The sequence below is a fragment of the Falsiroseomonas oryziterrae genome (assembly GCF_021864505.1).
GTDB lineage: Bacteria > Pseudomonadota > Alphaproteobacteria > Acetobacterales > Acetobacteraceae > Falsiroseomonas > Falsiroseomonas oryziterrae.
Genome location: NZ_JAKJIB010000483.1, coordinates 1 through 2,164, shown reverse-complemented (window position 1 = coordinate 2,164; position 2,164 = coordinate 1). Strand labels below are relative to the sequence as shown.

2 protein-coding genes and 1 pseudogene are annotated in these 2,164 nt (G+C 74.1%); all 3 read left to right on the top strand.

Annotated features, from left to right (window positions below):
- A pseudogene (locus L2I40_RS22230) lies at window positions 1–238 on the top strand (hypothetical protein); the annotation flags it as partial.
- Entirely contained in the window at window positions 238–513 is a 276-nt protein-coding gene (locus L2I40_RS22225) for an acylphosphatase (protein ID WP_237217484.1), read from the top strand. The pseudogene L2I40_RS22230 and the gene L2I40_RS22225, both read left to right, overlap by 1 nt.
- A 371-nt stretch (window positions 514–884) precedes the next feature.
- Window positions 885–2,164: DEAD/DEAH box helicase (locus tag L2I40_RS22220; protein WP_237217482.1), on the top strand; the 1,280-nt coding region annotated here is incomplete at its 3' end.

Sequence of the window (2,164 nt, the reverse complement as noted above, 5' to 3'; positions counted from 1 at the left end):
AGCGCCCGTGCCGCTCGCCGCCCTCGGCGTCGCCGTCCCCGCGCTCGGCTCGCTCGTGCTCGGCCTCGCCCTCGGCGCGGGCCGCATCGCCGCGGCCGAGGCGCATGACCTCGCCACCATCGACGAGCGCTTCCAGGAGGAATTCTGGGGCCTCGACGCCGAGGCCGAGGCGCGCCGCGCGCGGCTCGCTGCCGACATCGCCCTCGCCGCGCGGCTGTTCGAACTGGCGCGCGGCTGATGCCCGCGCGGCGGCTCCGCATCGAGGGCCGCGTGCAGGGGGTGGGCTATCGCGACTGGGCGCTGCGCGAGGCGACGCGGCTCGGCCTGCATGGCTGGGTGCGGAACCTGCGCGACGGCGCGGTGGAGGTGCTGGCCGCCGGCGAGCCCGGCGCGCTGCAGGACTTCGTCACCGCCTGCCGCCGCGGCCCCGCCCTCGCCCGCGTGGACCGGATCGAGGAGACGCTGGCCGAGGCCCCCACCGAGCCCGGCTTCCGCCGCCTGCCGACGCGTTGAGCGTCGGTCCCTGCTCTCCCGCACTTCCTTTTCTCCTCCCCCGCAGGGCGGGGGGGCGAACGCCGAGGGCGTTCGACGGGTGGGGGTGGGTCAACCCGCGCCTCCCTGCGGGTCTCAATCGCAGCGTCCCCCGATTTTCCTTGCTCCGTCAGCCCTGCTGCCCTATCTAGCCTGCGTCAGCGGGCCCAGCCCGCCGTGCCCGGCTGCGTGAGCGGATCGCCAGACGATCCGGACCGGGCACCAGATTTGCGCCGCTCCAGTCACACGGGCGCCGCCGGTTCCGACACCTCCAGCGCCTCCCACCACGCGGGGCGCGCCGCACCCACCGACCGCCGGGCAGAGACCCGGCCGGCGGCAAGCGGATTCGTATGTTGACCTCCTTCGACTCTCTCGGCCTCGACGGCCGCATCCTCCAGGCACTCGCCGAGGAGGGTTACACCACCCCGACCCCGATCCAGGCCCAGTCCATCCCCGCCGCGCGCGACGGGCGGGACCTGCTCGGCATCGCCCAGACCGGCACTGGCAAGACGGCGGCCTTCGGCCTACCGCTGTTGCACCGCCTGGCCAATTCCGGCGGCCGGCCGCCGCGCGGCGGCTGCCGCGCGCTGATCCTCTCGCCCACGCGCGAACTCGCCAGCCAGATCGCCGACAGCCTCAAGGCCTATGGCCGCCATCTCGGCCTCTCGGTCGCCGTCGTCTTCGGCGGCGTCGGCTACGGCCCGCAGCGCCAGGCGCTCGCGCGCGGCCTCGACATCCTCGTCGCGACGCCGGGCCGCCTGCAGGACCATCTCGACCAGGGCAGCGCCCGGCTCGATCGCGTCGAGGCGCTGGTCCTCGATGAGGCCGACCAGATGCTCGACAAGGGCTTCTGGCCCGCCATCCGCCGCATCCTGCCGGTGCTGCCGAAGGAGCGTCAGACGATGTTCTTCTCGGCCACCATGCCGGCCGAGGTCGCCAAGCTCTCGGCCGAGATCCTCAAGGACCCGCTCCGCGTCGAGGTGACGCCGGTCGCCACCACCGCCGAGAAGGTCGAGCAGAAGCTGATCTTCGTCGAAGGCGGCGGCAAGCGCGCGCTGCTCGCCGAGCTGCTGCGCGGCCAGGGCGTCGGCCGTGCGCTCGTCTTCGCGCGCACCAAGCACGGCGCCGACAAGGTGGTGAAGAACCTCGCCGCCGACGGCATCCAGGCCAACGCCATCCACGGCAACAAGGGCCAGAGCCAGCGCGAGCGTGCGCTCGCCGAGTTCCGCACTGGCAAGGCGCCCGTGCTGGTCGCCACCGACATCGCCGCGCGCGGCATCGACGTGGACGGCGTGACGCATGTCATCCAGCACGACATGCCCGACACGCCGGAGGCCTATGTGCATCGCATCGGCCGCACCGCGCGGGCGGGTGCCGCCGGCATCGCCATCGCGCTGTGCTCCCCGGACGAGCGCGAGAAGCTCTGGCAGGTCGAGAAGCTGATCCGCCAGGAGATTCCCCGGGAAGATCGCCGCCAGGACGTCAGCCAGCCGATGCACCGCACCGCGGGGAGACCGGATGCGGTGAAGCCTGCTGGCGGCCGCGGCCAGCGCCGTCCCCAGCAGGGCGGCGGCGGCCGTCCGCAGCAGCACGCCCCGCGCCGCGACGCGCATGGCCCGAAGCAGGCCCTCCC